The organism is Sphingopyxis sp. J-6 (assembly GCF_046603995.1).
In the GTDB taxonomy this organism is placed as follows: Bacteria; Pseudomonadota; Alphaproteobacteria; order Sphingomonadales; family Sphingomonadaceae; genus Sphingopyxis.
This window is the reverse complement of sequence record NZ_CP145810.1, coordinates 4,358,752-4,385,033: the sequence shown is the minus strand read 5'-3', so window position 1 is coordinate 4,385,033 and position 26,282 is coordinate 4,358,752. Positions and strand designations below refer to the sequence as shown.

At 66.1% G+C, this 26,282-nt stretch carries 25 protein-coding genes; 13 read left to right on the top strand and 12 right to left on the bottom strand.

The features are described from left to right. Window positions 1–262 precede the first annotated feature (262 nt). Together V6U71_RS20875 and V6U71_RS20870 are read left to right on the top strand one after the other, a co-directional pair. Window positions 263–1,156, top strand: a complete 894-nt coding sequence (locus tag V6U71_RS20875) for a TauD/TfdA dioxygenase family protein (protein WP_411340199.1) — start codon at window positions 263–265, stop codon at window positions 1,154–1,156. Beyond that, on the top strand, window positions 1,153–2,556 hold the full coding sequence (locus tag V6U71_RS20870) for an FAD/NAD(P)-binding protein (protein ID WP_411340198.1): 1,404 nt from the start codon (window positions 1,153–1,155) through the stop codon (window positions 2,554–2,556). The genes V6U71_RS20875 and V6U71_RS20870 overlap by 4 nt, the downstream gene beginning before the upstream one ends. Here V6U71_RS20870 and V6U71_RS20865 read toward each other — a convergent pair. The 3 genes from V6U71_RS20865 to V6U71_RS20855 form a co-directional block, all read right to left on the bottom strand. Then, entirely contained in the window at window positions 2,553–3,290 is a 738-nt protein-coding gene (locus V6U71_RS20865) for a hypothetical protein (protein ID WP_411340197.1), read from the bottom strand. The genes V6U71_RS20870 and V6U71_RS20865 overlap by 4 nt on opposite strands. Before the next feature lie 6 nt (window positions 3,291–3,296). Next, window positions 3,297–4,508 carry a toxic anion resistance protein gene (locus tag V6U71_RS20860; protein WP_411340196.1) on the bottom strand — a complete coding sequence of 404 codons (1,212 nt, stop codon included), beginning with the start codon at window positions 4,506–4,508 and terminating at the stop codon, window positions 3,297–3,299. A 77-nt stretch (window positions 4,509–4,585) separates the two neighbouring features. Next, complete coding sequence (locus tag V6U71_RS20855) at window positions 4,586–5,620, bottom strand: bile acid:sodium symporter family protein (protein ID WP_411340195.1); 1,035 nt, start codon at window positions 5,618–5,620, stop codon at window positions 4,586–4,588. Between V6U71_RS20855 and V6U71_RS20850 the strand changes: the two genes are divergently transcribed. Both V6U71_RS20850 and V6U71_RS20845 read left to right on the top strand, forming a co-directional pair. After that, window positions 5,610–6,260, top strand: coding sequence for a purine phosphorylase (locus V6U71_RS20850; RefSeq protein ID WP_411340194.1), 651 nt, complete (start codon window positions 5,610–5,612; stop codon window positions 6,258–6,260). The two genes, V6U71_RS20855 and V6U71_RS20850, sit on opposite strands and share 11 nt — an antisense overlap. Further along, a complete protein-coding gene (locus V6U71_RS20845) occupies window positions 6,257–6,898 on the top strand; it encodes a D-Ala-D-Ala carboxypeptidase family metallohydrolase (protein WP_411340193.1) in 642 nt (213 codons plus the stop codon). Before V6U71_RS20850 ends, V6U71_RS20845 begins: the two co-directional genes overlap by 4 nt. Here the strand turns inward: V6U71_RS20845 and V6U71_RS20840 are convergent. Genes V6U71_RS20840 through V6U71_RS20830 form a run of 3 tightly spaced genes read right to left on the bottom strand, consistent with a single transcriptional unit; the run spans window position 6,885 to window position 9,884 of the window. Next, the gene (locus V6U71_RS20840; RefSeq protein WP_411340192.1) at window positions 6,885–7,892 is read right to left on the bottom strand and encodes a cytochrome d ubiquinol oxidase subunit II; all 1,008 of its coding nucleotides are present in this window, start codon (window positions 7,890–7,892) and stop codon (window positions 6,885–6,887) included. The genes V6U71_RS20845 and V6U71_RS20840 overlap by 14 nt on opposite strands. Then, window positions 7,889–9,274 carry a cytochrome ubiquinol oxidase subunit I gene (locus V6U71_RS20835; RefSeq protein WP_411340191.1) on the bottom strand — a complete coding sequence of 462 codons (1,386 nt, stop codon included), beginning with the start codon at window positions 9,272–9,274 and terminating at the stop codon, window positions 7,889–7,891. The genes V6U71_RS20840 and V6U71_RS20835 overlap by 4 nt, the downstream gene beginning before the upstream one ends. After that, on the bottom strand, window positions 9,261–9,884 hold the full coding sequence (locus V6U71_RS20830) for a GbsR/MarR family transcriptional regulator (RefSeq protein ID WP_411340190.1): 624 nt from the start codon (window positions 9,882–9,884) through the stop codon (window positions 9,261–9,263). The genes V6U71_RS20835 and V6U71_RS20830 overlap by 14 nt, the downstream gene beginning before the upstream one ends. Before the next feature lie 185 nt (window positions 9,885–10,069). On the opposite strand from V6U71_RS20830, the gene typA reads away from it, so the two are divergent. The 3 genes from typA to V6U71_RS20815 all read left to right on the top strand — a co-directional run bounded on the left by typA (window position 10,070) and on the right by V6U71_RS20815 (window position 14,165). Next, entirely contained in the window at window positions 10,070–11,902 is a 1,833-nt protein-coding gene (gene typA / locus V6U71_RS20825) for a translational GTPase TypA (RefSeq protein ID WP_411340189.1), read from the top strand. A 98-nt stretch (window positions 11,903–12,000) separates the two neighbouring features. After that, window positions 12,001–13,614: an NAD(P)/FAD-dependent oxidoreductase gene (locus tag V6U71_RS20820; protein ID WP_411340188.1), complete on the top strand. Its 1,614-nt coding sequence runs from the start codon at window positions 12,001–12,003 to the stop codon at window positions 13,612–13,614. Then, on the top strand, window positions 13,611–14,165 hold the full coding sequence (locus V6U71_RS20815; protein WP_411340187.1) for an rRNA large subunit pseudouridine synthase E: 555 nt from the start codon (window positions 13,611–13,613) through the stop codon (window positions 14,163–14,165). Before V6U71_RS20820 ends, V6U71_RS20815 begins: the two co-directional genes overlap by 4 nt. A gap of 10 nt (window positions 14,166–14,175) precedes the next feature. Here V6U71_RS20815 and V6U71_RS20810 read toward each other — a convergent pair whose 3' ends face one another. Beyond that, the gene (locus V6U71_RS20810) at window positions 14,176–14,931 is read right to left on the bottom strand and encodes a hypothetical protein (protein ID WP_411340186.1); all 756 of its coding nucleotides are present in this window, start codon (window positions 14,929–14,931) and stop codon (window positions 14,176–14,178) included. Next, the gene (locus tag V6U71_RS20805) at window positions 14,921–15,664 is read right to left on the bottom strand and encodes a hypothetical protein (protein ID WP_411340185.1); all 744 of its coding nucleotides are present in this window, start codon (window positions 15,662–15,664) and stop codon (window positions 14,921–14,923) included. The genes V6U71_RS20810 and V6U71_RS20805 overlap by 11 nt, the downstream gene beginning before the upstream one ends. A gap of 156 nt (window positions 15,665–15,820) precedes the next feature. Here V6U71_RS20805 and V6U71_RS20800 point away from each other — a divergent pair, with 156 nt between their 5' ends. From V6U71_RS20800 to V6U71_RS20785, 4 genes are all read left to right on the top strand, one after another. Continuing rightward, window positions 15,821–16,312 (top strand): helix-turn-helix transcriptional regulator, encoded by a 492-nt coding sequence (locus tag V6U71_RS20800; protein ID WP_411340184.1) that lies wholly within the window; start codon window positions 15,821–15,823, stop codon window positions 16,310–16,312. Between the two features lie 189 nt (window positions 16,313–16,501). Next, window positions 16,502–17,455 carry a GAF domain-containing protein gene (locus V6U71_RS20795; protein ID WP_054590473.1) on the top strand — a complete coding sequence of 318 codons (954 nt, stop codon included), beginning with the start codon at window positions 16,502–16,504 and terminating at the stop codon, window positions 17,453–17,455. A gap of 142 nt (window positions 17,456–17,597) precedes the next feature. Beyond that, complete coding sequence (adh, locus tag V6U71_RS20790) at window positions 17,598–19,121, top strand: aldehyde dehydrogenase (RefSeq protein ID WP_411340183.1); 1,524 nt, start codon at window positions 17,598–17,600, stop codon at window positions 19,119–19,121. A gap of 53 nt (window positions 19,122–19,174) precedes the next feature. Continuing rightward, window positions 19,175–19,537 (top strand): DUF779 domain-containing protein, encoded by a 363-nt coding sequence (locus V6U71_RS20785; protein ID WP_411340182.1) that lies wholly within the window; start codon window positions 19,175–19,177, stop codon window positions 19,535–19,537. Between the two features lie 64 nt (window positions 19,538–19,601). Here the strand turns inward: V6U71_RS20785 and V6U71_RS20780 are convergent, their stop codons facing one another. The 3 genes from V6U71_RS20780 to V6U71_RS20770 form a co-directional block, all read right to left on the bottom strand. Then, window positions 19,602–20,156 carry a DUF4402 domain-containing protein gene (locus V6U71_RS20780; protein ID WP_411340181.1) on the bottom strand — a complete coding sequence of 185 codons (555 nt, stop codon included), beginning with the start codon at window positions 20,154–20,156 and terminating at the stop codon, window positions 19,602–19,604. Window positions 20,157–20,238: 82 nt separating this feature from the next. Next, window positions 20,239–20,748, bottom strand: a complete 510-nt coding sequence (locus V6U71_RS20775; RefSeq protein ID WP_411340180.1) for a hypothetical protein — start codon at window positions 20,746–20,748, stop codon at window positions 20,239–20,241. Between the two features lie 190 nt (window positions 20,749–20,938). Continuing rightward, entirely contained in the window at window positions 20,939–21,142 is a 204-nt protein-coding gene (locus V6U71_RS20770; RefSeq protein WP_054589786.1) for a zinc-finger domain-containing protein, read from the bottom strand. Window positions 21,143–21,275: 133 nt separating this feature from the next. On the opposite strand from V6U71_RS20770, the gene V6U71_RS20765 reads away from it, so the two are divergent. Together V6U71_RS20765 and ligD are read left to right on the top strand one after the other, a co-directional pair. Beyond that, on the top strand, window positions 21,276–22,166 hold the full coding sequence (locus V6U71_RS20765; RefSeq protein WP_411340179.1) for a Ku protein: 891 nt from the start codon (window positions 21,276–21,278) through the stop codon (window positions 22,164–22,166). 1 nt (window position 22,167) lies between these two features. Then, the gene (gene ligD, locus V6U71_RS20760) at window positions 22,168–24,684 is read left to right on the top strand and encodes a DNA ligase D (protein WP_411340178.1); all 2,517 of its coding nucleotides are present in this window, start codon (window positions 22,168–22,170) and stop codon (window positions 24,682–24,684) included. A gap of 593 nt (window positions 24,685–25,277) precedes the next feature. Here the strand turns inward: ligD and V6U71_RS20755 are convergent. Beyond that, window positions 25,278–26,069, bottom strand: a complete 792-nt coding sequence (locus V6U71_RS20755; protein WP_411340177.1) for a cold-shock protein — start codon at window positions 26,067–26,069, stop codon at window positions 25,278–25,280. Between the last annotated feature and the right edge of the window lie 213 nt (window positions 26,070–26,282).

Below are 26,282 nucleotides of genomic sequence, written 5' to 3'. Positions count from 1 at the left end.
CTTGACCCGGGGCCTACCTTTTTTTTTTTGATCCGGCGTTGGAAGAAGAAAGGCGGGTCCCGGGTCAAGCCCGGGATGACGACTCAACAAGCGACGGCTCTCCACCCCAAAGCCGCCTTGCCTGCGGAACGCAGCCAGCCGCACATCCGGCGCATCTTATCGCGATGGACTTGTCAATTAAATCAGTTGAATTATGTTCCGGTCCGATCGGGACGTGATCCGAGTCGACCGAGCGCGCCCGTTATCGACCGAAAGGAGCCCCATGGCCACCCAGCTTGACACCCCCGACCTGTTCGAGGCCGCCCGCTCGCTTGGCATCGCCATCCTGCCCGCAACCCCGACGATCGGCGCCGAAATCGGCGGCCTCGACCTCGACCGGCCGCTGTCGTCCGAAGAGGCCGACCTGCTGCGCGCCGCCTGGCTGCGGTTCAAGGTCGTCTTTTTCCGCGATCAGGACATCAGCCATGAAAGCCATGTCCGACTCGGCCGGCTGTTCGGCGAACTGGAGGGGCACCCGGTAATCCCGTCGGTCGCGGGCTATCCCGAAATCCTGCGCATCGAGGGTGTCGAAGGCGTCCAGCTCACCGCCGCGACGCTGGCGCCCTTTCAGGCCTACAACAAATGGCACACCGACGTGACCTTTCGCGAGCGGCCGTCGATCGCGTCGATCCTGTGTGCCCGCACCCTGCCGCCGCTGGGCGGCGACACGATGTGGGCGGACACGGTGGCCGCATACGCCGGACTGCCGCAACCGGTGAAGGACCGGATCGAGGGGCTGGAGGCCGAACATGACATCGTCCGCAGCTTCGGCGGCCGGGTGTCGGAGGAAAAACGCGAACAGCTTGCCCGCGACTTTCCGCCGGTGCGGCATCCGGTGGTGCGGACGCATCCCGAAACCGGCGAAAAGATTCTCTACGACAATTACACCTTCACCAGCCGCATTGTCGGCTTGGCCGAAGAAGAAAGCGACAGCCTGCTCCGCCTGCTGTTCGACCGGATCAAGGTGCCCGAATATCAGGTCCGCTTTCGCTGGACGCCGAACGCGATCGGCATCTGGGACAACCGGTCGACCCAGCATTACGCGGTCGGCGACTATTGGCCCGAACATCGCGTGCTCGAGCGCGTGACCGTTTCCGGCGACGTGGTCACCCGGTGAATCTGATCACCACCGAACTTCACGCGCCGCGCCCGCGTTTCCGCACCGCGACGCGCGTCGCGATCGTCGGCGCCGGTTTTTCGGGGACGATGCTCGCGCTGAACCTGCTCGAACAGGCCGATGTCGAGGTGCTGCTGATCGAACGCGACCGGCACCGGATGGGCGCCGGGGTCGCCTATAGCAGCAGCGAGAGTGCCCACCTTCTCAACGTCCGCGCCGGCAATATGAGCGCCTTTGCCGACCGGCCCGATCATTTCTGCGACTGGCTGGCCGCGCGCGGGCTGGGCTGCGATACCGCCTTCGTCACCCGCGCAACCTATGGCCGCTATTTGCGCGAGGCGCTGGCCATGGCGATGGAGCGCTATGGCCGGCGGCTGAAGCTCGTCGACGACGAGGTGCTCGATATCGAGGAGCGCGGCGGACAGGTCACGCTGGGGCTGGTCAACGGCGGGCTGATCGAAGCCGACCGCGCCGTGCTCGCGATCGGCAATCTGCCGCCGCACGACCCGCCCGGACTCGCCGGCGCCGGACTGCCCGCGCACCGCTATATCGGCGATCCCTGGGCGGGCGATTTCACCGAGGGGCTGGCAAACGACGATCCGGTGCTGGTCATCGGCACCGGGCTGACCGCGGTCGACGTCATCCTCCGCCTGACCGCGCAGGGCTTTTCCGGCCCGATCGTCGCGCTGTCGCGGCGCGGGCTTCGCCCTCATCGCCACCTCGACGGGCTGCCGCGTCCGCGGCCGGTGCTGGCAAAGCCCGCGCCCGAACTGTCCGAACTGGTGCACTGGGCGCGCGATGAAGCGCGCCGGCACGACTGGCGGCTCGCCGTCGATTCGATCCGGCCGATCACCCAGATGATGTGGGCCTCCGCCGATGCCGAAAAGCGCGCGCGGTTCCTCCGCCATCTCCGCCCCTTCTGGGACGTCCACCGCCACCGCCTCGCGCCCGCGGTTGCCGACCGCATCGACGCGCTCGTCCAGTCGGGGCAGCTCGTCTTCCGCGCCGGCAAGATCGCCGCCGTACGCGCCGACCCCGACGCGCTGGCCGTCGACTGGCGGCCGCGCGGGTCCGATGCAATCGAAACCCTTTACGCCGCGCGAATGATCAATTGCACCGGGCCGCAGGGCGACCTCCTGCGCTCGTCCGATCCGCTCGTCCGCCGCATGCTCGCCGCCGGGCGCATCCGTCCCGATGCGCTGCGCCTCGGGCTCGACATCGACCGCGACGGGCATGTCGTCGACGCGAAGGGCCGCGCCTCCGAACATATCCTTGCGATCGGGCCGATGACGCGCGGCGATCTGTGGGAGGTGGTCGCCGTCCCCGATATCCGCATCCAGGTCGGCGCGCTCGCGCGCCGGCTGGTCAACGCGCACTGGGTCGCTGGCGAAGGGCTCTAAACGGCGCCGCCACCCGGCGTATCCTCGCCTTCCAGCCCCTGATATTTGAGCTGGAGATAGCGTTCGCGCGTCGCGAGCTTGTCGAGCTCGCCCGCCGCAAGGCTCCGCGCCGCATGGCCGATCTCGCTTTCGAGCGTTTTCAGCCCGCCGACCAGCGTTTCGTCGGGCGTCCGCCCCGCATGCGCCTCGCCGCGCAGCCCCGCCGGGATGCGCTGATAGCCCGCGACGAGTTCGGGCAAATCCTCGCCGACCAGCTTGCGAATATTCGCCGCCGCCGGGCTCGCCGCGTCGAGCGTCTGGAGCTGCGGCGCGAGCAGGTCGAGCTGCACGCCGATGCCGTCGACGAGCTGGCGCGCCGGCGCCGGGAGCGCGGGGCGCTGTGCCTCGAGCCAGATTTCGGTGCGGCCCGCGAGCTGTTTCAGATCGGCCTTGGGCAAATCGGCCTGGCGCGGCTCGGGAAAGGGCGGCCATTTGCCGAACAGCACCGCGACCCCGACCAGCAGCACGAACAGCGCGAGCAGGCCGACAAAGCCGAGCGGCTGGATCAGCGCCCCGAACAGCGCCGCGCCGATCAGCACGATACCGCCCGCGACGAGCACCCGGCCGAGCTTCTTGTACAAATGCTGGCGGCGCAGCGCGACGCTCTTGGTGCCGATCGGGCGCCGCCGCTCGCGCGACCGTTCGATCGCCGATGCCGCCGAAAGCCGGACCTTGTCGACTTCGCTCATCGTCATATGGCCTTAGCCTTCGAGTGCGGCGAGCGGACTGTCGGCGCCGCCGACGCTCGCCTGTGCCTGACTCGCGCCCTCGGCGCGCGCGATATAGCCCTTCGACTTCGCGACCTCGCCCTCCAGCGTCGTCACCGTCGTCTTCATGCTGTCGAGCGCCTTCAGCTTGAAGGTGTCGATCGCATCCATCGTGTCATAGATATTCTGGAAGGCGCGCTGCAGCGTTTCCATCGGGATCGTGCTCGACGCCGCCTGTTCGTGGATGCGCGCCGTATTGTCCTTCAGCATCTTCGACGTGCCGTCGATGATGTTCGCGGTCGTGGTGTTCAGCGCGGTGATCTGTTCGAGCACCAGCTTCTGGTTCGTCATCGCCTGCGCGACAGTGATCGCGGTCTTGAGCGCGCCGACGGTGGTGGTCGAGGCGCGGTCGACGCCCTTTACGAGCTCGACATTGTTCTTCTTGACGAGGTCGAGCGCGAGATAGCCCTGCACCGTCACCGCCATCTGCGTCAGCAGGTCCTGCGTCCGCTGGCGGGCATAGAAAAGCGCATTCTCGCGGATCACCTTGGCCTTGGCGGGGTCGACGCCGTCGAGTTCGTTCGCTTTCGCTTCCAGTTTCTCGTCGAGCGTCTGGGCGATGTGGACCATCTGCTCGAGCTTGCCCATCGCTTCCCACAGCTTGCGGCGTTCGACGTCGATGGCGGCATTGTCCATCAACAGCTCGTCCTTGCCGTTGGCCAGCGCGGTCAGGATGCCGCCGATATGCGTCTGCGCGCTGCGATATTGCGCGAAATAATTGCCGACCTTGCCGCCGAAGAGCTTGTCGAAAAAGCCGCGCTTGGTCAGGAACTTGCCGTTCGCCGACGGGTCGAGCCGCTCGACGGTGTTGCGCAGTTCGATCAGATTCTGGCCGATGTCGGTATCGCGGTCCATCGCCTTGATCGGGCGATCGAGGAAGCGGTTCGACTGGTTCGCCGCCTCCAGCATCTCCTTGCGGCCCATGTTGGTGATCTGGTCGACCTTTTGCCCGAAGGCGGGCGAATTGACGTCCTGCGCGACAAGGTCGTCGATGAAGCCGTCGACGCGTTCCTCGAGCTTCGATTTCTGCTCGGTCGACAGCGGGACAAGACCGGCGGCCTTTTCGGGCGCGACCACGGGCACGGGATCGGGCGGGGTCAGCTTCAGTTCGTCGGTCGCGGTTGCCGTTGCGGTCGCTTCGCTCATTCGTCTTCCTTCCAAGCACCCAAGTCTGCCAAGGCGCCGCATCCCTATATGGCACGCGGACCTGTGTTATTCAAGCACTACACCGGTGCGGATCGATTCAGCACCGGCGCGATCCATGCCGACAGGATCAGCTGCGCCATATGATAAACGAGGATCGGGACCAGCACCATGCCGGCGACGGCGGGCGGGAAGAGTGTCGCGGCAAGCGGCGCGCCGACGGCAATGCTTTTCTGGGCACCCGAAAAGAGCAGGGTGATGCGGTCGGGCCGCGCAAGCTTCAGCAGCCCGCCGAACAGCCAGGCGCCGCCGAAGGCCAGCGCGAGCAACAGGGCGACCGTGGCACCGACGATCGCGACCTCGCGTCCGTCGAGCAATTGCCAGATGCCCGCGACGACCGCCGCCGAAAAGGCGACATAGACCGCGATCGCGATCGCGCTGCGGTCCATGAAGGTCGCCAGACCGCGATGCGCGAGCACCCACGGCCGCAGCCAGCGCTGCACGAGCTGCCCGGCGATGAAGGGGACGAGCAGGATCGACACGATGCGCAGCACCGCCTCGCCATGAATCTCGCCCGCGCTGCCGGCGAGCGCCGCGAAGAGCAAGGGGGATAGCGCGACGCCGGAGAGATTGAGCAGCGCCGCCGCGACGACGCTCGCCGCGACATTGCCTCCGGCAAGGCTGCTCGCGGCGGTCGCCGACTGGACGGTCGAGGGCAGGATGCCGAGGAACAGGAAGCCGAGCGCGAGCGTCGCGGGCAGCAGCGGCGCGGTCGCCGCCTGCGCCGCCAGCCCGAACAGCGCCATGACCCCGAAACAATAGGCGAGCGCTCCGCCCTGTAATTTCCAGTTGCGGATGCCGTGCAGCACCTCCTCGCGCGGCAGGCGAACGCCGTTCAGGAAAAACAGGAAGACGATCGCGGCGGTGGAGACCCCTTGCGCGACGGGCACCGCCGCGCCGCGCACCGGCAGCAGGCTGGCGAGCAGGACCGTCGCGAACAGCACGGGGACGAAACGGTCGGGGAAGATACGCGAAATCATCGGCACGAGCGATGGCGGCGCGATGCGCGCTTGGCAAGGCTGCACGGCGCGATAGACCGGCACGATGGCTCGCATCCTGATTCTCGCCGCGTTGCCCGAAGAGGCCGACGCCCTGTTTCCCGCAAGCGGACGGCACGAGGCGGGGCCGTTTGCGCTCCGCCACCTCGTCGCGCACGGCCACGATCTTTCCATCGCCACCTGCGGGCTCGGCAAGGTCAACGCCGCGCTGGCCGCGGGGCTGCTCGGCGCCGAGGCCGATCTGCTGATGATGAGCGGCACCTGCGGCGCGCTCGGCGCGGCACCCGGCGCCTACTGGCTCGCCGAAGCGCTCCAGCATGATTATGGCGCGGCGCATCCCGGCCTGTTTCGCCGCTACCGCGCCGGCGAATGGCCGATGGGCGAGCCCGCAGAGGCGCATATTTCGGCGATGCCCGATCCCGGCCTCGGCCTGCCGCACGCCCGCATCGCCAGCGGCGACAGCTTCGTCGCCTGCCCCGACGCCGCCGCCGACCTCAGGTCGCTCGGCGCGACGCTCGTCGACATGGAGGTCGGCGCGGTCGCGCAGGCCGCCGCGCGGCTGGGCAAGCCCTGGGCCGCGATCAAGGCGGTCACCGACGAGGCGAACGGCGACAGCGGCGGCGATTTTCAGGCGAACCTGATCCGCGCGGCGCGACTGGCGGCGACCGAGATCGAGCGGCTGGTCACGATGCTGTGAAGCGGGCGATAACCGCCGCGCTGTTACTGATCGTCGCGGCCGCCGCGATCTGGCTGCTGCTGACCCGCTCGGGCGCCCCCATCGCCCGAACGCTGCCGCAGCCGGATGCCGACCTGTTCGCCGTCTGGCGCCTCGGCGCGGCGAAGGACGAGGTGGTCGCCATCGAGGCCTATCTGCAACGCGAAGGCGTCGCCGATATCCTCCCGCTCGCCGATATCCTGCGCAGCGATGCGCGCTGGCGGACGTGCAAGGCGGCCCAGCCTTTCGCTGTCCCGCCGCGCCGGCTTTGGCCTGCGATCGTGCCGACCTTGCGTTACATCCGCGACGAGATGGTCCCCGTCACCGGCCCGCTCCGTGTCGTATCGGGCTACCGCGACCCCGTCGCCAACAGCTGTTTCAGGGGCGCCAGGGCGAGTCGCCACCTCCGCTTCGCCGCGCTCGACCTGGTGCCGGTGCGCGCGCTTTCGCGCGCCGACCTGATCGCCAGGCTCTGCCCGCTCCATGCCCGCACCGGCGCGCGCGACAACGTCGGGCTGGGCATCTACACGATCACGCGCTTTCATATCGACACGGCGGGCTATCGCCGCTGGGGCGCCGATTATAGCGGCGCGACCTCACCCTGCCTCATTCGTAGCTGAGATGCGTCGCCTTGCCCCGGAAAATCCAGTGCGCGAGGATCGAATAGCCGAGGATCACCGGCAGCACGAACAGCGCGCCGATCAGGATGATGCTGAGCGATTCGGGACTCGCCGCCGCTTGCCAGATGTCGAGCCGGTCGGCGATCAGATAGGGGTAGAAGCTGTAGGCGATGCCGACGAACCCGAGCGCGAACAACAGGCCTGCCGCCGCGAGCGGCACCCATGACAGTTCGTCGTTGGCACGCAGCGGACGGCGAAGGAAGATCGCAAGGCCAATAAACAGCGTCGCGGCGGCAATCGGGATCGGCAGCAGCGCGATGATCTCGGGCAGGCGGAACCACCGCTCGAAAATCCGTTCCGACATCAGCGGGGTCGCGACCGAAATCACCGCCATCGCAAGCGCGGTCAGCCACAGCGTGACCTGCGCCCAGCGCACCGCGCGCTGTTGCAGATCGCCCTCGACCTTGTAGATCAGCCAGCAGGCGCCGATGAACAGATAGCCGGCGACGAGACCGAGCGCGGCGAGCAGGCAGAAAGCAACCGCAGCCACGCTCTGGTCGAAACCCAGCACATAGGCGCCGAGCATATAGCCCTGGCAGAGCGCAGTGAGCAGCGAGCCGCCGAAAAACGCCTTGTCCCACCAATGCTTGTGATAGGCTGGCACCTTGGCGCGGAATTCGAAGGCGACCCCGCGCAGGATCAGCCCGACGAGCATCAGGACGACCGGCAGGTAAAGCTGGGTCAGGATCAGCCCGTGCGCGACCGGAAAGGCGACGAGCAGCAACCCGATGCCGAGCACCAGCCAGGTCTCGTTGGCATCCCAGAAGGGACCGATCGACGCGACCATCAGATCGCGTTCCTTGTCCTTTTCGAGCGGCGTCAGCATGCCGACGCCGAGGTCGTAACCGTCGAGGATGACATAGAGCAGGATCGAAAGGCCCATCAGCCCGGCAAAGATGATCGCCAGATAGGGGGCTCCGAGAAAGGGCGTCATGGCTTCATCTCCAGCGCTTTCGCGGCGCCTTCGCCGCCGCCCGGCATCGGGAACATCGGCTTGGCGTCGGGGGCTGCATTGCCCATCCGGGCAAGACGATAGAGCACGAGGATATAGGCGGTGAGCAGCACCGCATAGACCGCGAGATAGAGCGTCAGCGAGCTCGCGACCATCGTCGATCCGACCGGCCCGACCGCGTCGGCGGTCTTCAGCACGCCCGAGACCAGCCATGGCTGGCGCCCGATCTCGGTCACATACCAGCCCGCGAGCGTCGCGCCCCACCCGGCGAAGGTCATCGCCACGAGCACCCATGCCAGCCAGCGCGGCAAGCCGTCGACGCCGCGGCGGGCGATGCGGAGCGCCGCCAGCCACGAGACGGCGAGCATCAGCACGCCGATACCGACCATGATGCGAAAGCCCCAGAACAGCGGCGCCACCGGCGGGTGATTGCCGCGGTAATCGTCGAGCCCCGGAACCACGCCGCTGCGGCTATGCTTGAGGATCAGGCTAGCGCCCGACGGAATCGCGATTTCCATATGATTGGTGCGCGCCTCGCTGTCGGGGATGGCAAAGAGGACGAGCGGAACATGGCTGCGCGTTTCCCAATTGGCCTCCATCGCCGCCACCTTCTGCGGCTGATGTTCCAGCGTGTTGAGTCCGTGCTGGTCGCCGATGAAAATCTGCACCGGGATCAACAGCGCCGCGGCATAGATGGCGGCTTTCAATGTCCGCCGCACGCCTTCGCCGCCGCCGTCCTTCAACCAGCGCCAGGCGCTCATCCCCGCGATCAGGAAGGATACGGTGAGCGCCGAGGCAAGCAGCATGTGCGTGAGGCGATAGGGCATCGACGGATTGAAGACGATCGCCCACCAGTCGGTCGCATGGACGACGCCGTCGCGGATCTCGTACCCCACCGGCGTCTGCATCCAGCTATTGAGCACGATGATCCAGAAGGCCGACAGCGTCGTGCCGCCCGCGACCAGCAGCGTCGCCATCGTGTGCACCCAATTGGGGACGCGGCTGAAACCGAACAGCATGATGCCGAGGAACACCGCCTCGAGGAAGAAGGCGGTGAGCACCTCATAGGCGAGCAGCGGCCCCGCGACATTGCCGACCTTTTCCATATAGCCCGGCCAGTTGGTGCCGAACTGGAAGCTCATCGTGATGCCCGAGACGACGCCCATCGCGAAGCTCAGCGCAAAGACCTTCACCCACAGGCGATAGGCGTCCATCCACGCGCCATCCCTCGTGCGATTATAGGCGAGCTTGAAGCCGAGCAGCGCCCAGCCGAGCGCGATGGTGATCGTCGGGAAGAGGATGTGGAAACTGATGTTCGCGGCAAACTGGATGCGGGCGAGGATCAGCGGGTCAATCGCGTCCATCGTCGATCTCCTTCAAACCCTGGCCTTTCCCGCGGCCGAGCATCCGGTCCTTGAACTCCAGCGCCTTTACCACACGCGACCCCAGCCGCAAAAGCTGCAGCAGCCGCTCGTTGTCGAGCCGCTGCATTTCGGCATACCAGTCGGTGAGCAGCTCGATCTGTTCGTGCATCGCCGCCATCCGTTCCTGCGCAAAGCGGTCGGCAGGGTCGGTCGCGGGCTCCAGCATCAGCCCGCGCAGCGTCGTCAGCGTCGGGTCGATCTCGCGCTTCTTGCGCTCCTCGACGAGGGTGCGGAAGATCGCCCAGACGTCGCGCGGCGTTTCATAATAGTCGCGCCGGTCGCCGGGCAGGTGGCGGAGCTGGACGAGCTTCCAGCTCGCCAGTTCCTTGAGCCCCATCGACACGCTGCCGCGCGACAGGCTCAGCGCCTCGCTGATCTCCTCAGCATGGCGCGGCACCTCGGCGAGGAAGAGCATCGCATAGATCTGCCCGACCGTGCGGTTGATCCCCCAGCGACTCCCCATCTCGCCGAAATGCAGGACGAACGCCTGCGCTAGCGGGGAGAGCCGGCACGGCGGAGACAGGGAGTCGGGGGCGGAGGACGGTTCCACGCGACTCAAATACAGGATCATTTCTGAAGTTTCAATAATTATTGAAACTTCGCGTCGCCGCATCACGCTGTGCGGCACCTTCGCCATCTTCGGCAATTTCGTTGCGCCGCAGCATCGCTTCTGTTAGGGGCGCGGCGTTTCGCGGCGCTCCGGGCGCTGCCCCCTTCCATCAAGGCTTCTTTCGCATGTCTTTGCGCAATATCGCCATCATCGCGCACGTCGATCATGGCAAGACCACCCTCGTGGACCAGTTGTTCCGCCAGTCGGGCACCTTCCGCGACAACCAGCGCGTCGAAGAGCGCGCGATGGACTCGAACGACCTCGAAAAGGAACGCGGGATCACCATCCTCGCCAAGTGTACCTCGGTCGAGTGGGGCGAAGGCGCCGACCAGACGCGCATCAACATCGTCGACACCCCGGGCCACGCCGACTTCGGCGGTGAGGTCGAACGCATCCTCTCGATGGTCGACGGCGTCATCCTGCTCGTCGACGCGGCCGAAGGCCCGATGCCGCAGACCAAGTTCGTGACCGGCAAGGCGCTCGCGCTCGGCCTCAAGCCGATCGTCGTCGTCAACAAGATCGACCGCAGCGACGCGCGCGCCGCCGAAGTGCTCGACGAGGTGTTTGAACTTTTCCTCGCGCTCGAAGCCAATGACGAACAGCTCGACTTCCCGATCCTCTACGCCTCGGGCCGCGGCGGCTATGCCTCCGAAAGCCCCGACGCGCGCGAAGGCACGCTCGAGCCGCTGTTCAAGACGATCGTCAGCCATGTCCCGACCCCGGGCCTCGACGAAGACGCGCCCTTCACCTTCCTCGCGACGCTGCTCGACCGCGACAATTTTATCGGCCGCATCCTGACCGGCCGCGTCCAGTCGGGCACGGTCAAGGTCAATCAGCCGATCCACGCGCTCGACATGGACGGCAAGGTGATCGAAACCGGCCGCGCGTCGAAGCTGCTCGCGTTCCGCGGGCTCGAGCGCGTCCCCGTCGAGGAAGCGAAAGCGGGCGACATCGTCGCGATCGCGGGCCTGACCAACGCGACCGTCGCGAACACCATCGCCGACACCAGCGTCAGCGAACCGATCGCCGCGCAGCCGATCGATCCTCCGACGCTGTCGATGCGCTTCGCCGTGAACGACAGCCCGATGGCGGGCCGCGAGGGCAGCAAGGTCACGAGCCGCATGATCCGCGACCGCCTGCTCCGCGAAGCCGAAACCAATGTCGCGATCCGCATCACCGAAAGCGCCGACAAGGACAGCTTCGACGTCGCGGGCCGCGGCGAGCTCCAGCTCGGCGTGCTCATCGAAACGATGCGCCGCGAAGGTTTCGAACTCGGCATCAGCCGTCCGAAGGTCCTTTATGGCGAAGACGAGGCCGGCAAGCGCACCGAACCCTATGAAACCGTCGTCATCGACGTCGACGACGAACATTCGGGCACGGTCGTCGAGAAGATGCAGATCCGCAAGGCCGACCTGACCGACATGCGTCCCTCGGGCGGCGGCAAGACGCGCATCACCTTCTCGGGCCCGTCGCGCGGCCTGATCGGCTATCACGGCGAATTCCTGTCGGACACGCGCGGCACCGGCATCATGAACCGCCTGTTCGAGAAATATGGCCCCTACAAGGGCACGATCGAAGGCCGCAAGAATGGCGTCCTCATCTCGAACGGCAATGGCGAAGCGGTTGCTTACGCGCTCGGCCCGCTCGAAGAGCGCGGCATCCTGTTCGTCTCGCCCGGCGAGGCGCTCTATGAGGGCATGATCATCGGCGAAAATGCGAAGCCCGACGATCTCGAGGTCAACCCGATGAAGTCGAAGCAGCTCACGAACTTCCGTTCGACGGGCAAGGACGACGCGATCCGGCTGACCCCGCCGCGCCGCATGACGCTCGAACAGGCGATCGCTTACATCGACGACGACGAGATGGTCGAAGTGACCCCGAAGAACATTCGCATCCGCAAGGCGCTGCTCGACCCGCACGAGCGCAAGAAAGCGTCGCGCAAGAAGGAAGCGGCCTAAAGATCTAGGGGGCGGCCAGCGATGGCCGCCCCCTTTTTCTTTCGAACGGCGTTTCGATTGGCGTTCCCTCGTGACGGGATGCCCATTACAGGCGGGCGATGCTTCGCCTGACCGAACTGACCTTGCCGTTGCACCATGCGCCGGAGGATTTGCCCGCCGCGATCTGCAAGCGGCTGCGCATCGGCCCGCGCGAACTGGTGCGCCATGTCGTCGCGCGCCGCGCGCATGATGCGCGCGACAAGACGAACATCAAGCTGATCTATTCGGTCGACGTCAATGTGAAGGACGAGGGCGCGCTACTCGCGCGCTTCCGCAAGGACCGCAATGTCCAGCAGACCCCGAACACCGCCTATAAATTCATCACGCAGGCGCCGAAGGGGATCAAGCGGCCGGTCGTCGTCGGCGCGGGGCCGTGCGGGCTGTTCGTCGGGCTGATCCTCGCGCAAATGGGGTTCTGCCCGATCATCCTCGACCGCGGCAAGGTCGTGCGCGAGCGCACCAAGGACACATGGGATCTGTGGCGGCGCGGCGTGCTCCACCCCGAATCGAACGTCCAGTTCGGCGAGGGCGGCGCCGGCACTTTCTCCGACGGCAAGCTCTATAGCCGGATCAAGGACCCGCGGCACCTCGACCGCAAGGTGCTGACCGAGTTCGTCAAGGCGGGCGCGCCGCCCGAAATATTGACCGAAGCGCACCCGCATATCGGCACCTTCCGGCTGGTGACGATGGTCGAAAGCCTGCGCGAGACGATCGAGGGGCTGGGCGGCGAATATCACTGGCAGCATAAGGTCGACGGGCTCGATATCGTGACCGACGGCGCGGGCGAACGCCGCGTGCAGGGCGTGCACCTTGCCAATGGTGAGTATATCGAGGCCGACCGCGTCGTCATGGCAATCGGCCACAGCGCGCGCGACACCTTCGCGATGCTGCAGGCGGCGGGGGTGCATGTCGAGGCGAAGCCCTTTTCGATCGGCGTGCGCATCGAGCATCCACAATCGTGGATCGACGCCTCGCGCTTTGGCGCCGATGCGGGCAACCCGATCCTCGGCGCCGCCGAATATCATATCTCGCACCACTGCCGGAACGGGCGCACCGTCTACAGCTTCTGCATGTGCCCCGGCGGCACCGTCGTCGCCGCGACGTCCGAGGAAGGGCGCGTCGCGACCAACGGCATGAGCCAATATTCGCGCAACGAACGCAACGCCAATTCGGGCTTCGTCGTCGCGATCGACCCCGCGCGCGACTATCCCGGCGACCCGCTTGCGGGCATCGCGCTCCAGCGGCACTGGGAATCGCTCGCCTTCGTCGCGGGCGGATCGAACTATCGCGCACCCGCGCAGCGCGTCGGCGACTTCCTGAAGGGGCGCCCATCGACCGCGCTCGGCAGCGTCGTCCCCTCCTATCGCCCCGGCGTCACCCCGACCGACCTCGCCGGGTGCCTGCCCGCCTTCGCGGTCGAGGCGATGCGTGAGGCGATCCCGGTGTTCGGGCGCCAGATCGCGGGATACGACCATCCCGACGTGGTGATGACGGGGGTCGAGACGCGCACCTCGTCGCCCGTGCGCTTCACCCGCGGCGAAGATTTTCAGAGCCTGAACACCGCGGGGCTGTTCCCGGCGGGCGAGGGCGCGGGCTATGCCGGGGGCATATTGTCGGCGGCGGTCGACGGTATCAAGGTCGCCGAAGCGGTCGCGCGGAGTTTGATGCCATGACAACGATCCTGTTCAACAAGCCGTGGGGCGTGCTGTCGCAATTCACCGACAAGAGCATGACCGCGAGCGCGGATGGCCCGCGCGCGACGCTGTCCGACTATATCGACGTGCCCGGCGTCTATCCGGCGGGGCGGCTCGATCGCGATAGCGAGGGCCTGTTGATCCTGACCGACAACGGCGCGCTGCAGGCGCGGATTTCGTCGCCGAAGCACAAGACCCCCAAAACCTATCTGGCGCAGGTCGAGGGCGAGCCCGACGACGCCGCGCTGGAGGCGCTGCGCCGCGGCGTCACGCTGAACGACGGCCCGACGCGCCCCGCGACCGTGTGCCTGATCGACCCGCCGATGCTCTGGGACCGCGACCCGCCGGTGCGCTACCGCAAGAGCGTCCCCGATAGCTGGATCGAACTGACGATCACCGAAGGCCGCAATCGCCAGGTCCGCCGCATGACCGCCGCGGTCGGCTATCCGACGTTGCGGCTGGTGCGGTGGCGGATCGGGGGGTGGGAGATTGGTGACTTAGGGCTGGGGGAGTGGCGCGAGGCCCCGTGATGCGCGCCATTCAGAAGTCGAGGCCGAGAGCAACGAAGGTATGAAAACCGGCCGCGCCGCCGCCATCGACGAACGTCGGTCCGCCGGACGCGAGAATGCGGAAAGGCGCTTTTAGCTGGTAGATCCCACCGACACCGAGGCTCGTCGTCGCTCGCCCGCCGATCGTGTCGGCACTTTGGCGATCGGCCTCGATGCCAAGCAACAGCCGATCGTCGATCTGCCGGGTCACGGCGATCCCGCCAGTCCAGTAGTTGCGGTTTCCGCCACCCGGGTTGATTGCATAGCCCCCGCCGCCGAACAGGGACCAGTCGCCTCTATCCTTCTGAAGCCAGACCGGAAGCAGTGCAGTGACCTTGCCGTTGCCGGCGGTCGGCAGGGTCAGTCCCGGAAAGGCGGCGATGGACAGGCCCGTGCCTTCGTCGTGATAGAAGCGATATTTGGCCGAGAGCTCCAAATCGCCCGCGCCCCAGCGCCAGCCCGCTCTGTCGTGCTCAAAACCGATCGGGAGCCCGGCGGTCAGCTGAAGATCGGGGGCCGCTCCATAGTTGATCTCGACGCCCGTCGAGCCGCCGAATGCGTCACCGCGCCCTTCGACCTCGACCAAGGGACCGTAGATTTCCCAATGCCCGGTTTCGGTGGGCTCGGGGTCATCGGTCATGAACGGAGGGCCGGCGAATGCGATGCTGGGTATCGCCAGTGCCGTTGCGGCGAGCAATCGCATCGTCGGCATCGCCCAGCTGCCGCGGCGCATCTTGTCAGGCCGCATGGGGGCGCTCGCGGCTCGCGGCGCGCTGGGGAAAGGCCAGGATCAGGACCGCAATGGCAAGGCCGAGCACGAGCGACGCTCCTGCCCTGCTGAGGGCGAGACCGCCGTGGTCGATGGGCTTGTCGAGAAAATCGCCCACGACGGCACCGAGCGGCCGGGTGAGAATGAACGCCGCCCAGAACAAGCCGACCCGGCTCAACGCGGTGAAGCGGTAAGCAAGTGCGAGACCAACGAGCAACGAGCCGAACACGACGGCAGAGCCCAAATAGCCGAGCGATCCGTCGGCGACCCAGTCGCCGAGCGCCGTCCCCAGCGTCTGCGACATGGTGATCGTCAACCAATAATAGATTTCCGCTTTCGGCTCATACACAGAGCTTACCGAAATCGTACCGAGTGCCCGATGCCATATCGCCAGCGAGGCGAGGACCGTTCCCAGCAGCAACAACGATCCGCCGGGGTAGCCGATGCCGAGAGATCGGGTCGCAAAGTCCGCCATCGTCGTACCCGCAGTGGTCGAAGCGATGATCGTTGCCCAATAGAGGAACGGGTGAAACTGCCGCGCCTTGATCTGAGCCCAAACGAGGATCAGCAACAGCGTCGCGAAGATCGCCGTGCCGACGAGGTAGCCAAGGTTCATCGACATGCTGACGGTGTCGCCGGCGGTTTCGCCGAACGTCGTTGCCAATATCTTGATGACCCAAAAGCCCAATGTCACTGCCGGGACCTTGGTCATCGTGGATTTGAACGAATCCGACACTTGCGAATACTCCTTGCCAGGGTTTCGGGGATCGCTCGACAGCTAGGCCGCCGACGCCTTCCCGCCTATAAGCAGGCGCTTAAATCCAGTGAGGTAAGCGAAAGTCCTATGCCGCCAGCGAACAATAGAGGCTTGCGCCTGACATCGGATCAAAGCCTTTTCACGCCGATCCTGATCGTGGCGTTGCAGGCGGTAGCCGCGGTCTATTTCCTCGTCGACGGCATCGACGATATGATCGTGCAGGCGCGCGACGGACTCAGCATCGGGATAGCGATGGAAAGCATCGTCGCGATGGCGCTGCTCGGGGGCGTCGTCATGGGCTCGCGCTACATCCGGCGCCTGACCGCCGAGTTGGACCGCAAGGAGACGGCACTTGCCAATGCGCGCGGCGCGCTTGCCGAGCATATCGCCATGCGCTTCGACGAATGGGACCTGACGCCTGGCGGGGGGGAGGTTGCTCTATTTGCGCTGAAAGGATGTGACGTTGCCGAGATCGCTCGGCTGCGCGGCGCCGCGCCCGGGACGGTGCGGTCGCAGCTCAGCCAGATCTACGCCAAGGCAGGCGTAAGCAGCCAAGCGATGCTGATGTCGCTGTTCATCGAGGATTTGCTTCTCGTCGACTAAAGCATGGACCTCGCTCCAAGAGATTGAAACAGAAACAAACTTCTTTCCTACGTTTCTCCGTCCTCCACCATGTCATATCCTGTCCGGTCTGGCAGACGGGAGGGCAGCCGCGCAAGGCGAGAAGGCGGCGGATCGCGACCCGATTTGACGCTGGCGGCGGTAAAGCGCATGATGGCGGCGAGAGGATCGATGACCGAGGCATCCCATCAGCACGCCGAACAGGTGTTCGACACGGTGCGCTCGCCGCGCCGCGCGGCGGTGTCGCCGGTCGCGGCGTCGTGGTGCCGATCGGCGCTGCACCACCGGCTCGACCCCGCGTCCGAAGGCAAGCGCGAGCTGCTCGATGCGCGCGCGATCGCCGAACGGCGCGAGGCGCACGAACCGTTGCTGGCGGTGGCGATCCCGGTGCTCGACCAGATGTTCCGCGCGGTCGGGCGGTCGGGCTGCGGCGTCTTTCTGAGCGACGCGAGCGGCGCGATCCTCGACCACCGCATCGGCGACGGCGACGAGGGCGGCTTTGCCGAGGCGGGGCTGGTCACCGGCGGCCGCTGGGGCGAGGCCGAGGAAGGCACCAACGGCATCGGCACCTGTCTGTTCGAAGACAAGCCGGTGATCATTCACCGCGACCAGCATTTCGCGAGCCGCAACATCGACATCAGTTGCATGGATGCGCCGGTGCACGACCCGCACGGGCGGCTGATCGCGGCGCTCGACGTGTCGAGCTGCCGCGACGACCATGGCCCGGCGATGGCCGAGGCGGTCGGCGCGCTGGTCCGCGACGCGGCGCGGCGGATCGAGCGCGACTATTTCTGCCGCCATTTCGAGGGGGCGCGGATCATCTTCCTCGGCGATGCACCCGCCGGCTGGGAATTGCTGGCGGCCGACCGCGACGACCTGGTGATCGGCGCCAGCCGCGCGGCGCGGCAGCGGCTGGGCGTCACCGACGCGATGCTCGAACGCCCGCGCCCGGTCGCACAACTGATGGGCGGCGATGCCGCGCCGTCGTTCGAACAGGCCGACCGGACGATCCTGCGCCAGGCGCTGGCGCAGGCGGGCGGCAATGCCAGCGAGGCGGCGCGGCTGCTCGGCATCGGGCGCGCGACGCTCTATCGCCGCATGGCGCGCGCGGGGCTGCGCGGCTGACCGGCGCGACCTGTCTCGGCAGCGAGACAGGTTGGCTTGCCCCGCGATCCCGGCGGCTTTCGTTTGCGCGGCGCGGGTGAAATGCTCGCCCCCGACAACGCCGGTCCCGATTCGGCGCTGCATTTGGGAAGAGGACAGAGATATGGACGCCTTGGTTCAGGACCGCGCCGCGACGCTGCGGGCACCGTTTGCGGATCGTTACGACAATTTCATCGGCGGCAAGTTCGTCGCCCCCCGTTCGGGCCGCTATTTCGACAATATCTCGCCGGTCACCGGCAAGGCGGTCGGCCAGATCGCGCGCTCGGACGCCGCCGATATCGAGGCGGCGCTTGATGCCGCGCATGCCGCGAAGGACGCGTGGGGCCGCACCTCGGTCGGCGAACGCGCGCTGATTCTCAATCGCATCGCCGACCGGATGGAAGAGAATCTGGAGAAGCTCGCGACCGCCGAGACGTGGGACAATGGCAAGCCGATCCGCGAAACGATGGCCGCCGACCTGCCGCTGGCGATCGACCATTTCCGCTATTTCGCCGGTGCTATCCGCGCGCAGGAAGGCTCGCTGGGCGAGATCGACGACGACACCGTCGCCTATCATTTCCACGAGCCGCTGGGCGTCGTCGGCCAGATCATCCCGTGGAACTTCCCGCTGCTGATGGCATGCTGGAAACTCGCGCCGGCGCTCGCCGCGGGCAATTGCGTGGTGCTGAAGCCCGCCGAGCAGACCCCGGCGTCGATCATGGTGTGGATCGAACTGGTCGCCGACCTGCTGCCGCCCGGCGTGCTCAACATCGTCAACGGCTTCGGGCTGGAGGCGGGCAAGCCGCTCGCCTCGTCGAACCGCATCGCCAAGATCGCCTTCACCGGCGAGACCACCACCGGCCGGCTGATCATGCAATATGCCAGCGAGAATCTGATTCCGGTGACGCTCGAACTCGGCGGCAAGTCGCCGAACATCTTCTTCGAGGACGTGCTGCGCGAGGACGATGATTATTTCGACAAGGCGATCGAGGGTTTCGTGATGTTCGCGCTCAATCAGGGCGAGGTCTGCACCTGCCCGAGCCGCGCGCTGATCCACGAGAAAATCTATGACCGCTTCATGGAGCGCGCGCTGAAGCGCGTCGAGGCGATCGTGCAGGGCAACCCGCTCGACCCCGCGACGATGATCGGCGCACAGGCCTCGTCCGAACAGCGCGAGAAGATCCTCTCCTATTTCGACATCGGCCGGCAGGAAGGCGCCGAAGTGCTGATCGGCGGCGCGGCGGCCGAGCTCGGCGGCGAATTTGCCGACGGCTATTATATCAAGCCGACCGTGCTCAAGGGCCACAACAAGATGCGGATCTTCCAGGAGGAGATTTTCGGGCCCGTCGTTTCGGTGACGACCTTCAGGGACGATGCCGAAGCGCTCGAAATCGCCAACGACACGCTCTACGGCCTCGGCGCCGGGGTGTGGAGCCGCGATGCCAACACCTGCTACCGCTTCGGCCGCGCGATCAAGGCCGGGCGCGTGTGGACCAACTGCTATCACGCCTATCCCGCGCACGCGGCGTTCGGCGGCTATAAGCAGTCGGGCATCGGGCGCGAGAATCACAAGATGATGCTCGACCATTATCAGCAGACGAAGAATTTGCTGGTGAGCTACAGCCCGAAAAAGCTCGGCTTTTTCTGACCTCCCCGGCCCGCGCGCAGCGGCGCGCGGGCCATCCTGTCGAAAGGCGCCGCATGACCGCCCGCGTTGTCGCCACCGATCCGGCCCTTGCCCTGATCGCCGAGCTTCAGGCCGAATATGGCGACATATTGTTTCACCAGTCGGGCGGCTGCTGCGACGGGTCGTCGCCGATGTGCTATCCGGCGGGCGATTTCCGCCTCGGGGCGGGCGATATCCACCTTGGCGATGTCGGCGGCGCGCCCGTCTATATCGGCCGCGCGCAGGGCGATGCCTGGGCGCATACCCAGCTCATCCTCGACGTCGTGCCCGGCCGCGGCGGAATGTTCAGCCTCGACAACGGCCGCGAGCAAAGGTTCCTGACCCGCGGGCGGGTGTTCGACGAGGCCGAGCGGCGGGCGTTGGGGCTGGAATCGTAAGCCGCGGCTTTACAGCGCCTGCGCTTCGGCCAGCGGCCGGTTGCGGCCGTCAGCGGACACTAATCTAGAGATAGTTTACGGTCAGCGTGAACGTCCCGCTGTAATCGCCGTCGGGCTGGTTGGCCGGAACGGTCAGCGTGCCGCCGATATAATAGGTCTGCACCCCGCTCGGCAGCAGCGTCGCGCCGAGCAGCGCGATGCCGCCGCCGCTGGTGCTCGCGGCGCGGACGAGGCTGGCGGTCATCGTCGGCGCGCCGCCGCCGGCGCGCGCCAGTGTCACCGACGTGCTGCCCGAAACGGTGATCAGCAGGATGCCGCCGGTGCCCTGAAAGATCGCGCGCTGCGCGTCGTTGCCGACCGGCGACACGCCGCCGCTCGTCGTGCGCGCGCCGGTCAGGGCATTGACGGTGACCGTGCCGCCCGTCGATCCGCTGACCAGCGTCCCGAAATCGAGATCATCGGTCTTGATGAGCGTGTTCGGGCGGACGATCGCCGCATTGGCGGTGACATTGGTATCGGCCGCGCTGGCCGGCACGCACAGCGCCGCACCCGCCGCCGCCATGCCGATGGTCAGGGCGCGCGCGGCGCCCCGACAGTTTCTGGTCCCTCGAATCCCCACGATTCTGCTCCTGTCTGGTACAGGCTATGCCAGCGGGACCTTCATCGAGAATGCACGGGCGTGGTAAAAAGCGTGTTTACCCCTACTCGCACGGATACCAACGGCCATCGGATGCCCGATAGCTGTCGCTCTTCGCATCATAGGTGCCATAGCGGTCCTCGCAATATTCGCGGCGCTGGCGTTCTTTCTTCTTCTTGTTTTCGCTGCTGGCGATCGCCGCGACAAGGCCGCCGACCACAACCGCCCCGACCGCGCCGGCCACGACACCGTCCTTCTTGGCATCCTTGCGCTTCTTGCGCTCCCATTCGCGGCGATCGCGATCGCGATCACGGGCGTGGCGGTCCTTGCGGTCGTAGCGGTCCTTGTCCCAACGCGCGCGCTCGCGTTCACGTTCACGTTCGCGCTCGCGATCACGTTCCTGCTCGCGCTCGCAATTCACCCGGCTTCTGCCGTCGAGACCGCGGCAGGTGCGGACGCTCTCCCAGCTCTGGGCGGCTGCCGGCGCACTCACCGGCACCAACGCCACGACATAGGCCAGGGCTCCGGCGGACAAAGCCAGACGACGACTGAGGAATGCCACGTTTTTCTCCATTCTGATCGGTTCAGGAGAAAGCATTTCTCCTTCCGGCGGTAAGACACCGGCACATGGAGACACCCCCATCAAAAAATGCGGGCTGCGTTTGACGCGTTTCGTCGCGGCGGCGGCATTGCCCCGAGCGGATGTGCGAGAATCTCGGGCGTGCGGAGAATTGGGGCGGCCGGGCTGGGCTCACCGCCGGCACCTAGCCTTTGTCGGCGATCCCGCCGATGAGGATGAAGCGGCGGTCGCAATAACCGCAGTCGGCAAAGCCTTCGTCGGTATCGATCTCAAGCCACACGCGCGGGTGGCCCAGCGCGGCGTCGGCCAGCCCGTCGCCGGTTCCGTCGCAGGCGATACGGGTCTTGGGCGTGCGGATCGTTTCGGGGGCGGGGGCTGCGTTGCTCATCGAGCGCGCCCATAGCAAGCGGCGAAGGCCGCCGCAATCGGCTGTAAACCGATTCCGTTCGCGAAGGGAACGCGCCGCGCCGCCATGCATTGGGACTCGCGTGGGGAGCACCGGCCCGAAGCAGAGGTGAATCATGGCCGCACGCGCTTATTGGAAGGGACAGATCCGGCTCGCGCTGGTGTCGATTCCGGTCGAAATCTATCCGGCGACCAAATCGGGCGCGGCGATCAGCTTTCGCCAGATCCACGAACCGAGCGGCAAGCCGGTCAAATATGAAAAGATCGTCCCCGGCATCGGCCCGATCGACACCGATGATATCGTCAAGGGCTATGAGATGTCGAAGGGCCAATATGTCCTGCTCGAAGAGGACGAGATCGAGGCGGTGAAGCTCGAAAGCAAGCGCACGCTCGAACTCGTCCAGTTCGTCGGCACCGACGAGATCGACGTCCTCTATTATACCAAGCCCTATTATGTCGTCCCCGCCGACGAGCTCGCCGAAGAGGCCTATATCGTGCTGCGCGAAGCGCTCAAACGCACGAAGAAGGTCGGGCTCGGCCAGTTGTCGCTGCGCGGGCAGGAACAGCTCGTCGCGCTCCGCCCGTGCGGGCGCGGGCTGGTGCTCGAAGTGCTGCGCTATGCCGACGAGGTGAACAAGGCGGCGAATTATTTCCGCGACGTCGGCACCGGCAAGCCCGACGCCGACCTGCTCGATCTCGCCGAAACGCTGATCGGCAAGAAAAGCGGCAAGTTCGACGCGTCCGACTATCACAATCACTATGTCGACGCGCTGAAGCGCGTGATCGCGAAGAAGGCGAAGGCCAAGGGCAGGAAGATCCTCGAGGATGTCGAGGAGCCGGCCGCAATCGATCGCGGTTCGAACGTCATCGACCTGATGGCGGCGCTGAAGGCGTCGGTCGACGGCAAGAAAAAGCCGCCCGCCGCCGCCGAAAAAAAGGCGCCGGCGAAGAAAGCCGCGGCGAAGAAGGCGCCCGCGCGAAAGGCGCCGGAACGCAAGCGCGCGTGACATGGCCCGCGCCGATCCCCTTTCCCGATATAATGCCAAGCGTGACTTCAAGCTGACCCCCGAACCGGCGGGCAAGGTCCTCAAGGGAGCCGGCAACCGCTTCATCGTCCAGAAGCATGACGCGACGCGGCTCCATTACGACTTCCGCCTTGAAGTCGACGGCGTGCTCAAAAGCTGGGCGGTCACCAAAGGCCCGAGCGCCGATCCGGCCGACAAGCGCCTCGCGGTGCGCACCGAAGACCATCCGATGAGCTACGCCGATTTCGAGGGCGTGATCCCCAAGGGCGAATATGGCGGCGGCACGGTGATGCTGTGGGATCGCGGTACCTGGGCGCCCATAGCGGGCAAGAGTGCGAAGGATATCGAAAAGGGCCATCTCCATTTCACGCTCGACGGGACCCGGATGAAGGGCGAATGGCTGCTCGTCCGCATGAAGCCGCGCCCCGGGGAGAAGCGCGAGAACTGGCTGCTGCGCAAGGTCGACGATGCTTTTGCCGGGGGTGCCGACGACCTGGTGGGGCGTCAGCTTACCAGCGTGCTCACCGACCGGACGATGGCCGACATCGCCGCCGACAAGGGCGGCGAGCAGTCGCTGAAGGGTGCGAAGGGTGCGGCTTTCGCGAAGAAGATGGCCGCCGCCGCGGCGCATAACAAACAGGTCGCCAAACCCGTCGCCAGGCCGAAGGCGCGCGGCAAGCCGCCGAAATTCCGCCCGCTCCAGCTCGCGACGCTCGTCGATGCGGTGCCGACCGGGAACGGCTGGTTCCACGAAATCAAATATGACGGCTATCGCGCCGAAATTGCCGCATCGGGCGGTGACGTCCGCGTCTTTACTCGGGGCGGTCTCGACTGGACCGACAAGTTCGCCCCGCTCGTCCGCCATATCGCGGCACTCGATCTGCCGCCCTGCCTGATCGACGGCGAAATCGTCGCCTATGGCAAGGACGGCAATCCCGATTTTTCGGCGCTGCAGGCGGTGCTGAAACGCGGTCACGGCGAACAGGGTGAGGATAATGACCTCAGTTTTTTTGCCTTCGACCTGCTCGAAGAATGCGGCAAATCGCTCGCCAAACTCGGCAATCTCGAACGCAAGGAGCGGCTCGAAGGGGTGCTCCGGGGCGCCCGGCCCCCGGTCGCGGTCGCCGATCATGTCATCGGCGCCGGCGAGACGCTCTATGCCGCGATGTGCGGCGCCGGGCAGGAGGGCATCATCTCGAAGCGCGCCGACGCCGCTTATTCGGGCCGCCGCTCGAAAAACTGGGTGAAGGTCAAATGCACCCGCCGCCAGGAGTTCATCCTCGTCGGCTGGAACCCGTCATCGGCGAAGGGCCGCGCCTTTGCCTCGCTCCTCCTCGCCCAGCGCGAGAAAGGCAAGCTCGTCTACAAGGGCAATGTCGGCACCGGTTTCGACGCCGCGACGATGGCCGACCTTGCGAAGAAATTTGCGGCACGCGAACGCAAGACGGCGCCGGTCGACGTCGATGCGACCGTCGCGCGCAAGGTCCATTGGCTGAAGCCCGATCTGGTCGCCGAAATCGCCTTTGCCGAATTTACCGCCGGCGGCTCGGTGCGCCATGCCAGTTTTCTCGGCCTGCGCCGCGACAAGGAGGCGAAAGAGGTGACCCCCGAAAAGCAGCAGCCGGCGCCCGAACCGGCGAGCGACGTGACGATCAGCAGCCGCGACCGCGTCATCTTTCCCGAGGCCAAGGCGACGAAGGGCGATCTCGCCGATTATTACGCCGCGGTCGCACCGGTGATGCTGCCGCACATGGCGCGCCGCCCGATCAGCCTCGTCCGCTGCCCGCAGGGGCGCGCGAAAAAATGCTTCTTTCAGAAACACGACAGCGGTTCGTTCGGCGACCATGTCCACCACATCCCGATCCGCGAGAAGGACGGCGGGCACGAGGATTATCTTTATATCGATGACGCCGACGGCATCCTTGCCTGCGTCCAGATGGGGACGATCGAGTTCCACGGCTGGGGCAGCCATGTCGACGCGCTCGAAAAGCCCGACCGTATGGTTTTCGATCTCGATCCCGACGAAGGGCTCGCGTTCGCCGATGTGAAAAAGGCGGCCGCCGACATCCGCCGCCAGCTCGCCGACATCGGCCTCGTCAGCTTCGCGATGCTGTCGGGCGGCAAGGGGGTGCATGTCGTCGTGCCGCTCGATCCGGGGCATGACTGGGACGCGCACAAGGACTTCTCGAAACGCTTTGCCGAGGCGCTCAGCCTCGCCGAACCCGACCGCTATGTCGCGACGATGAGCAAGGCAAAACGCAAGGGCAAGATCTTCATCGATTACCTCCGTAACCAGCGCGGCAGCACCGCGATCATGCCATACTCGGCCCGCGCCCGCGAAGGCGCGCCGGTCGCGGTGCCGGTCGGCTGGGATGCGCTCGCCGATATCGAAAGCGCCGGGACGTGGACAATCGGGGATGCCGCCGAACTGCTCGAACGCGCGGGCAGCGCCGAACTCAAGGGCTGGGGATTTGCGAGCCAGTCGCTGCCGGCGCTGTAGCAGGCTGGGCGAGGAAGGACGGCATTGGGGTGGGGAGCTGACATAGCTCCACCCATTTTCGTCATCCCGGACTTGATCCGGGATCCACTGCGGCGCTGAAGTCATGGACCCCGGATCAAGTCCGGGGTGACGAAGAAGGACATGTCTGCTCCCGGCCGATTGCGGACACTACTGGAGAGGGTGAATGATCCGATCCAATGCTGGGGGCGAAAGAAGACTTAGCGCCTCTATGATCCCGTCCTTGCGACTTTCAGTTAACACTTCCTCGGCGTCCAAAAGGTCGCGTAGATGTCCGTTCAGCCTGTGGATGGCCTCGTTGCCTTGTTTCAGGCATTCCGCGCAATCAGGTGCGTCGTAATAGGCTCGATTTCTGATCGTGAGCTGAGTGACACCTCTAGCAAGCCGCTTCAGAAGCGTCGCGCGAGACACATCGAAAAATTTGGTCCTTAGGAACGACATACTCTGTTCTTATAGCAACGTATAACTGCTTCCCCACCCCGAAGCCGTCATTCGGACATTCCGGGGCCGGTCACGCGGAGCCGAAACAAAAAGGGCGGCCCGAGGCCGCCCTTTCCGTTTTGCTTGTGCCGCCGTCAGTCCTGATGCGGCTGCAGGTTCACCGCGGCGAACTTGCCGCGATCGTCGACCTCGATGTCGAAGGCGACGCGGTCGCCCTCTTCGAGGCCCGCCATGCCGGCGCGCTGGACGGCGCTGATGTGGACGAAGGCATCGGCCTGTCCGTCATCGCGCGCGATGAAGCCGAAGCCCTTGGTGGTGTTGAAGAACTTCACCGTGCCCGAGGTGCGTTCGCCGGTGAGCTGGCGCCGGCCGCGGGCGCCGCCCGGACGGTCGCCGCCGGGGCCGCCGCGATCGTCGCGACGCGGAGCGAATTCCTCGACCGGCATCGGTTCGCCTTCGATCTTGAGATCGATCGCCGACACCTTGCCGTTGCGTTCGACAAGCGTGAAGCCGAGCGGCTGGCCCGAGGCGAGACCCTGCAGGCCCGCCTGCTCGACCGCGCTGATGTGGACGAACACGTCCTCGCCGCCGTCGTCGCGGGCGACGAAGCCGAAGCCCTTCGACGGGTTGAAGAATTTCACCGTGCCCTGGCCTTCGCCGACAACCTGCGCCGGCATGCCGCCGCCGCGTCCGCCGCCGAAGCCGCCACCACCGCCGCCGCCAAAGCCGCCGCCGCGATCGCCACCACCGAAGCCGCCGCCACGGTCGCCGCCGCCGAAACCACCGCGATCGCGGTCGCCGAAGCCGCCGCGCCCACCGCCATAGCTATCGCCGCCATAGGGTGCAGGTTCGAAGCTGTCGAAATTGCCGAAATCATCGCGCTTGCCGCGCCCCCGCTGGCCGCGGCGATCCTTGTTGAAACTCATAGTCTAATAGTCGCTTTCGGTTCGTCCATCACCCATTCAGCCGGCTCTTTGCGCCGGACGGGGACGCAGTTCACCACGGGCACAGACTCGCCCCGTGCCGCCAAGAACGCAATATATAACCTATTTGCGAGGCTCCTGCGAACAGAAAATTCAAGCCGCTGTTGCGCGATTACCACGCTTTGCCGTGGGCTTCGGGCGGGTCGCGCAGGCGCG

Bases quoted from the DNA above. Each gene is read 5' to 3' on its own strand.
- V6U71_RS20875 (WP_411340199.1), top strand. From the start codon at position 263: ATGGCCACCCAGCTTGACACCCCCGACCTGTTCGAGGCCGCCCGCTCG.
- V6U71_RS20865 (WP_411340197.1), bottom strand. From the start codon at position 3,290: ATGACGATGAGCGAAGTCGACAAGGTCCGGCTTTCGGCGGCATCGGCG.
- V6U71_RS20860 (WP_411340196.1), bottom strand. From the start codon at position 4,508: ATGAGCGAAGCGACCGCAACGGCAACCGCGACCGACGAACTGAAGCTG.
- V6U71_RS20850 (WP_411340194.1), top strand. From the start codon at position 5,610: ATGGCTCGCATCCTGATTCTCGCCGCGTTGCCCGAAGAGGCCGACGCC.
- V6U71_RS20855 (WP_411340195.1), bottom strand. From the start codon at position 5,620: ATGCGAGCCATCGTGCCGGTCTATCGCGCCGTGCAGCCTTGCCAAGCG.
- V6U71_RS20840 (WP_411340192.1), bottom strand. From the start codon at position 7,892: ATGACGCCCTTTCTCGGAGCCCCCTATCTGGCGATCATCTTTGCCGGG.
- V6U71_RS20835 (WP_411340191.1), bottom strand. From the start codon at position 9,274: ATGGACGCGATTGACCCGCTGATCCTCGCCCGCATCCAGTTTGCCGCG.
- typA (WP_411340189.1), top strand. From the start codon at position 10,070: ATGTCTTTGCGCAATATCGCCATCATCGCGCACGTCGATCATGGCAAG.
- V6U71_RS20820 (WP_411340188.1), top strand. From the start codon at position 12,001: ATGCTTCGCCTGACCGAACTGACCTTGCCGTTGCACCATGCGCCGGAG.
- V6U71_RS20815 (WP_411340187.1), top strand. From the start codon at position 13,611: ATGACAACGATCCTGTTCAACAAGCCGTGGGGCGTGCTGTCGCAATTC.
- V6U71_RS20810 (WP_411340186.1), bottom strand. From the start codon at position 14,931: ATGCGGCCTGACAAGATGCGCCGCGGCAGCTGGGCGATGCCGACGATG.
- V6U71_RS20805 (WP_411340185.1), bottom strand. From the start codon at position 15,664: ATGACCAAGGTCCCGGCAGTGACATTGGGCTTTTGGGTCATCAAGATA.
- V6U71_RS20795 (WP_054590473.1), top strand. From the start codon at position 16,502: ATGACCGAGGCATCCCATCAGCACGCCGAACAGGTGTTCGACACGGTG.
- adh (WP_411340183.1), top strand. From the start codon at position 17,598: ATGGACGCCTTGGTTCAGGACCGCGCCGCGACGCTGCGGGCACCGTTT.
- V6U71_RS20785 (WP_411340182.1), top strand. From the start codon at position 19,175: ATGACCGCCCGCGTTGTCGCCACCGATCCGGCCCTTGCCCTGATCGCC.
- V6U71_RS20775 (WP_411340180.1), bottom strand. From the start codon at position 20,748: ATGGAGAAAAACGTGGCATTCCTCAGTCGTCGTCTGGCTTTGTCCGCC.
- V6U71_RS20770 (WP_054589786.1), bottom strand. From the start codon at position 21,142: ATGAGCAACGCAGCCCCCGCCCCCGAAACGATCCGCACGCCCAAGACC.
- V6U71_RS20765 (WP_411340179.1), top strand. From the start codon at position 21,276: ATGGCCGCACGCGCTTATTGGAAGGGACAGATCCGGCTCGCGCTGGTG.
- ligD (WP_411340178.1), top strand. From the start codon at position 22,168: ATGGCCCGCGCCGATCCCCTTTCCCGATATAATGCCAAGCGTGACTTC.
- V6U71_RS20755 (WP_411340177.1), bottom strand. From the start codon at position 26,069: ATGAGTTTCAACAAGGATCGCCGCGGCCAGCGGGGGCGCGGCAAGCGC.